This window comes from Bacillus sp. EKM202B, assembly GCF_011066025.1.
Classification (GTDB): domain Bacteria; phylum Bacillota; class Bacilli; order Bacillales; family Bacillaceae_G; genus Bacillus_A; species Bacillus_A toyonensis.
The window spans coordinates 1-4,821 of the sequence record NZ_JAAMNK010000071.1 but is presented as its reverse complement, the minus strand read 5'-3'; the positions used below and the strand labels follow the sequence as shown (position 1 = coordinate 4,821).

6 protein-coding genes are annotated in these 4,821 nt (G+C 32.9%); 2 read left to right on the top strand and 4 right to left on the bottom strand.

What is annotated here, in order from left to right:
- Window positions 1–12: 12 nt before the first annotated feature.
- Both G9F74_RS29215 and G9F74_RS29210 read right to left on the bottom strand, forming a co-directional pair.
- Window positions 13–192, bottom strand: coding sequence for a septum formation initiator (locus G9F74_RS29215; protein ID WP_165406414.1), 180 nt, complete (start codon window positions 190–192; stop codon window positions 13–15).
- 1 nt (window position 193) lies between these two features.
- Window positions 194–502 carry a hypothetical protein gene (locus tag G9F74_RS29210; RefSeq protein ID WP_165406413.1) on the bottom strand — a complete coding sequence of 103 codons (309 nt, stop codon included), beginning with the start codon at window positions 500–502 and terminating at the stop codon, window positions 194–196.
- A gap of 582 nt (window positions 503–1,084) precedes the next feature.
- Here G9F74_RS29210 and G9F74_RS30360 point away from each other — a divergent pair.
- Window positions 1,085–1,486 (top strand): hypothetical protein, encoded by a 402-nt coding sequence (locus G9F74_RS30360; RefSeq protein WP_242475859.1) that lies wholly within the window; start codon window positions 1,085–1,087, stop codon window positions 1,484–1,486.
- Between the two features lie 100 nt (window positions 1,487–1,586).
- Here the strand turns inward: G9F74_RS30360 and G9F74_RS29205 are convergent, their stop codons facing one another.
- Window positions 1,587–1,805, bottom strand: a complete 219-nt coding sequence (locus tag G9F74_RS29205) for a hypothetical protein (protein ID WP_165406412.1) — start codon at window positions 1,803–1,805, stop codon at window positions 1,587–1,589.
- 691 nt (window positions 1,806–2,496) lie between these two features.
- Between G9F74_RS29205 and G9F74_RS29200 the strand changes: the two genes are divergently transcribed.
- A complete protein-coding gene (locus G9F74_RS29200) occupies window positions 2,497–3,054 on the top strand; it encodes a replication/maintenance protein RepL (protein ID WP_088004763.1) in 558 nt (185 codons plus the stop codon).
- Between the two features lie 74 nt (window positions 3,055–3,128).
- Here G9F74_RS29200 and mobV read toward each other — a convergent pair whose 3' ends face one another.
- On the bottom strand, window positions 3,129–4,364 hold the full coding sequence (gene mobV / locus G9F74_RS29195) for a MobV family relaxase (RefSeq protein WP_165406411.1): 1,236 nt from the start codon (window positions 4,362–4,364) through the stop codon (window positions 3,129–3,131).
- Window positions 4,365–4,821 lie beyond the last annotated feature (457 nt).

Here is a 4,821-nt window from a genome sequence, read left to right as displayed (position 1 = left end):
AATAATTACCGTTTACTGTTCATATTTTTTATTTCTTTTAATTTTAAACATCCCTATCACAATCCCTATAAAACTTCCTAATACAATTCCTAAACCAAGATTGTTTGTATAGTAGCCTACAGTTGATCCAAACCCCATACCCATTAATAGTTCTATCATTATCGATTCACCATTTTTATTATTAGCATTCAAACTATTTCCCCTCCGTTTTCTTCACCGCATATTCATATAATCGTTCATTAAACTCTTTATCTATTTTTAAAAATTGATTCTCAACGTTATAGCGTTCTTCTACTTCTTTCAACAACAATACTTCTGGTTCAGGCATCTCATATTTTCCCTCAACAATAATTGGTCGAGCTTGTTGTATTTTCACCTGTAACGAAGTTAATTTACAAAACTGTGGTACAGAAAGTTCTCTCATCTTCGCCAACATTTCTAACTTCTCATATTGTTCTTCATTCACTGTAAACTTGACTTGAATCGTTTTTTCTTTGTCCATTTTAGTACCCCCTAAATGTACTTTTTAGTACATTTAATTGTACCATTACGTACCATAAAACCCAAGTATTATAGAAGTAAACACTTAAATTTCTACCTCTGTAATACTACCTAACTTTTCATATCTTTTTTTCTATAAAATCAAGAGTACTCAAACTTGTTATATACCTCTCAAACACTTCAGATTTATCTATAACTCACCTTCACTTTCTTATCTATACAAAAACACCAAAGAACAAAAAAGCCTCTTAGACAAGCCGAGAGACCCTTTAAATGTATATCTTGTTATTTTTGTTCTCACTCCATCAGAAACCATACTAAGAGTATGCAAGATTGTATACAAAAAAAGAATAGGGGGGATCTTTAGAATCCCCCCTATATCAACGATGTATAAAATCCTGTATGAGAAATACATAGAGATAGAAACAAAACCCCTGTAAACACAAGGATTCCCTCTTGTCCTTGCTACCGATAATGAGACGTTATGTTAACCTCTCATGTATAGGGTATTCATTTCACATTTTATCTATCTTACTTAATGGTAACTGTCATACAATGAAGATAATATTAGGAAATTGTGAGGATGATTACGTTGAAAAAATTTGTAATTGAATCGGAAAAATTTATAAATAGTTATGCTGCAAGTCTGCTTACTTTTAATATCATATGGTTCTTAATACCATATATTTCTGATCCTAGTTATTCTTCCCAGAATGATTTGGGTTTGCCTAACATAGTTGGATTCACTATAATTCTCATCATATATGGTAGTATACTAAATCTTGTACCTTGCCTAATTGGAGAAGTATTATACAGGAACATAAAACAATGTAGGAAGTTTCGATTTGGAATTCCTGTATTTATAGGACTAGCTGTTATCTATATACGTATACTCTTTCTTCTTAAAAATCCATATTCTTCTAGTTTGGTTACACCTATTATTATTGGTTCCTTAGCTTTTTATTTAGTACGTAGAAAAATATAATTAACTTCCAATAACGAAAATTATGTAAATAAGCTGTCCATATGGACAGCTTATTATAGTTTTTTTCCTAAATGCTGGCGATACCCCAAATATAATTATTTTATTTGAAGGTTTCTTTTAAATTTTTTTCAAATCTTTTCATAGGTTGATATACAAAGATGTGTAGTGATAAACCTATAACTGCAGTAATGTTTAAAATAATACTTATAATCATTAAAGACCATTCTATAACTGGAGAAAAGTATCCGTTCGTACTTAATGTAGAAGAACTTACACCTAGTATTAAAATAACTATTAGTAAAGGTAAGTTTTTAACCAAGTTGAATCCTCCCTTTAAACAAAATATCTTTATATTATTATATCACACAATAAGTTATGTAATTAATTATAAGATAGTTATCTATGGGAATTTAACTTATTTTTTCGTTTTGGGGTATTTGCTTTTCTTAGCTTGATAGCGATGTGGCGTTACCCCTTTAAAAGGATTCCCCCCTTGTTTTTGGGTGAGAGCGCTGGCTGGGGGTTTGGGGGTTAGCCCCCAAGAATTCAACGTAACTTTATATGGTATATGTGAAATTCTTGATCGATGGATCTAGGCGGTTCGGCAGGTATAATTACTAGTCCAAGTCGAGCAGCCTAAATCCTCGTTTTTGGTATGTTCGGCTTGGCGATATGCCATCACCTGCCGAAATTCACTCATCAATGGTGAAGCGAAGCGAAAAAGGTGGAGATTTTTGAGTGATTTTTACTCAAAAATACTACCTGTCCATTGATGAGTGGATAGCCCTTTAATAGATATAGAAGGGACAACCTCATAAACCCTTGATAAATATGGGTTTGCGAATTCCTTATGTTCACCCCTAGGGTGAACATATATGTTCACCCTAGGGGTGAACATAAGGGAACAAGATGTTCATTTTTTTATTGTTTTAGTGAACGTCTTGTTTTACAATATGAACAAGACGTTCACTAAAGTGAACATATATGTTCACAAAGAAAGGTTGATAATTTTGCCAAATAAAGATGATATTAACATTAGTAAAAACGATTTAATGCAAATTCTTGAATTAACTGGATTACCTTTGTCTTCTGTTGAAAAATTAATCGACTTAAAAGATGCTGAGCAAAAAGAAATTGAACAAAATAAAAAAGAAGCTGATAATCCTCCATTTGTACAAGTTTATAAAGGGATGGGATTAAAAGCTCTACAATTATTAATTAAAGATAATCAATTAGCTAGTGAGATCTTTGTCTTTTTCTTAGACAATATGAACAATAACAATCTAGTAATGGCTTCACAACAACTTTTAAGTGAAGAATTCGGAAAAGGTAGAACAACAATATATAAAGCTATTAGATATCTTGAAGAACATAACTTTATAAACGTTGCAAAAGTAGGTACAGCTAATGCATACATAATAAACCCAGAAGTAGCTTTTCAAAATGCACACAATAAGAAAAAGTATGTTGGTTTTAACGGAACAATTTTATTAAGTAAAAAAGAAAACAATACGCTTTTTGACAAATACAATTACAATAATATTAAAGTATTAAAAGAGAAAGAATGACATCAAAACACATCCTTCTAAAAATTAATTTTGTACCCAAATAAAAAGCATTACACTAATTGGTGTAATGCTTTTTATAATTCTCGTTCATCCCCACGTTCTTTTCGTTGTTGCTTTTGTTCTTTTCTTTGATTTTCAAGAAACTTTGATGCTGTTTCATAACCTCTTTTCTCATTTTCACTCAATGCTTTTTCCGAATATCTGAGAGAACTAAATCTATTTATAGATGCATTTACTTTTCTCTTACAAAAACCAATTATTTCATGAAATTTCGGCACTTCTTTTGGAGTAAACTTCTCATAAAATTTATTCATTTCATCAAATAATTTTGCTAGACGTTCATATTTACCTTTATATGGCTTTAACCCTTCATTTTCTTTTTCCAAACGTTTCACTGTTGTATGTAAATCTGTATTATTCGCTTGTAACGCTTCATTCTTGCGATGTAACGTCATATTTTCACGTTTAAAGGCTTCTGATGCCTTTGCCTTAGTTTTGAGTCCCTCAAAGTCTTCTACGCTCATTTCAACGGTTTTAGAGCGTAAAATACCACCTTTATGTTTCACTTCGATCTTATCGACTTTATTTGTTGATTTCACTGCATTTTGTAATTGATTTAAACGAGATTCTAATTGTTCCATTTGTTTATTTACTACTTCTTTTTTCTGTAGGCATTGTCCTATTTCAGTTTCTAGTGCTTTTATCTCTTCTTTTGCCGTCATTGCCTTGAATTTTCGCATTTCTACATGTTTTTTATCGCTTGATACACCACGTTCCAAATAAAAGCCCTTTTCCACCATATGAGCATGAAAATCGTCCTGGAGTGAAACCAATTCTTTTCGGTTGAAAATCTGTTTCGCTGATAGTTTATTTTCTTCTGTTACCGGAACCATTCCAACATGCATATGAGGTGTTTTCTCATCCAAATGTACCGCTGCATGTACAATATTACGCTCACCGTATCTATCTTTTAAAAAACTGTACGCTTCTTTAAAAAATACTTTTTGTTGAGCTGGATCAACCATATCTAACACATCAAAAAATTCTTTATCGCTTGTCACCACAAACTCACACATTACAACCGCATCTTTGCGAATCGCCCGATTGGTTTCTACATTCTGTTCAATTTTGTCTTTTACCATTTTCAAATAATCAATGTGGCCATCGTTATGTAAATCATAATTAAGATGCGTTCGCTCCGATTCTATATCATGATTTGTGTGACTTTCTTTCTCTCTCTGATTATGAATCTGAATTCCTTTCACATCTCGCATTTTAAATTTCTGCATTCGGCAAATTGCGTAACTCATTTTTTCGCCTCTTTTCCATATGGTTCTACGTCCTTATCAGTCCCTAGAACCATATAAAGTATATATACTTCTTTACTGTTTTTCGGTGGACTTCCATGTAAAGTATAGCACACTATACTTTACTATCGTAAAGGTGTGCCCTGCGGGGCTGTTCGGCAAGCCGAACCAAACCTTGGACTTTGTCCAAACCTACAAGGGGAACTCTTCCCCTTGACCCCCTCAATCGAACTCCCCAACCCCTCAATCCTTGAGGGGCTCCCTCGCCGGTTGGCAGGAACAAACGGTAGTTTGTTCAGTGCCAAGAGGGTTCGGGTGTAGTCCAGTTGGTCAAGTCAAATACTCCCTTCGCTTCGCTAGGTCCGTTTTGATTGACCAACACAAATAATTACCGTTTACTGTTCATATTTTTTATTTCTTTTAATTTTAAACATCCCTATCACAATCCCTATAAAACTTC

What these genes read in the sequence shown, in the direction of transcription:
- G9F74_RS29210 (WP_165406413.1), bottom strand. Translation starts at nt 502, where the DNA reads ATGGACAAAGAAAAAACGATTCAAGTCAAGTTTACAGTGAATGAAGAA.
- G9F74_RS30360 (WP_242475859.1), top strand. Translation starts at nt 1,085, where the DNA reads ATGATTACGTTGAAAAAATTTGTAATTGAATCGGAAAAATTTATAAAT.
- mobV (WP_165406411.1), bottom strand. Translation starts at nt 4,364, where the DNA reads ATGAGTTACGCAATTTGCCGAATGCAGAAATTTAAAATGCGAGATGTG.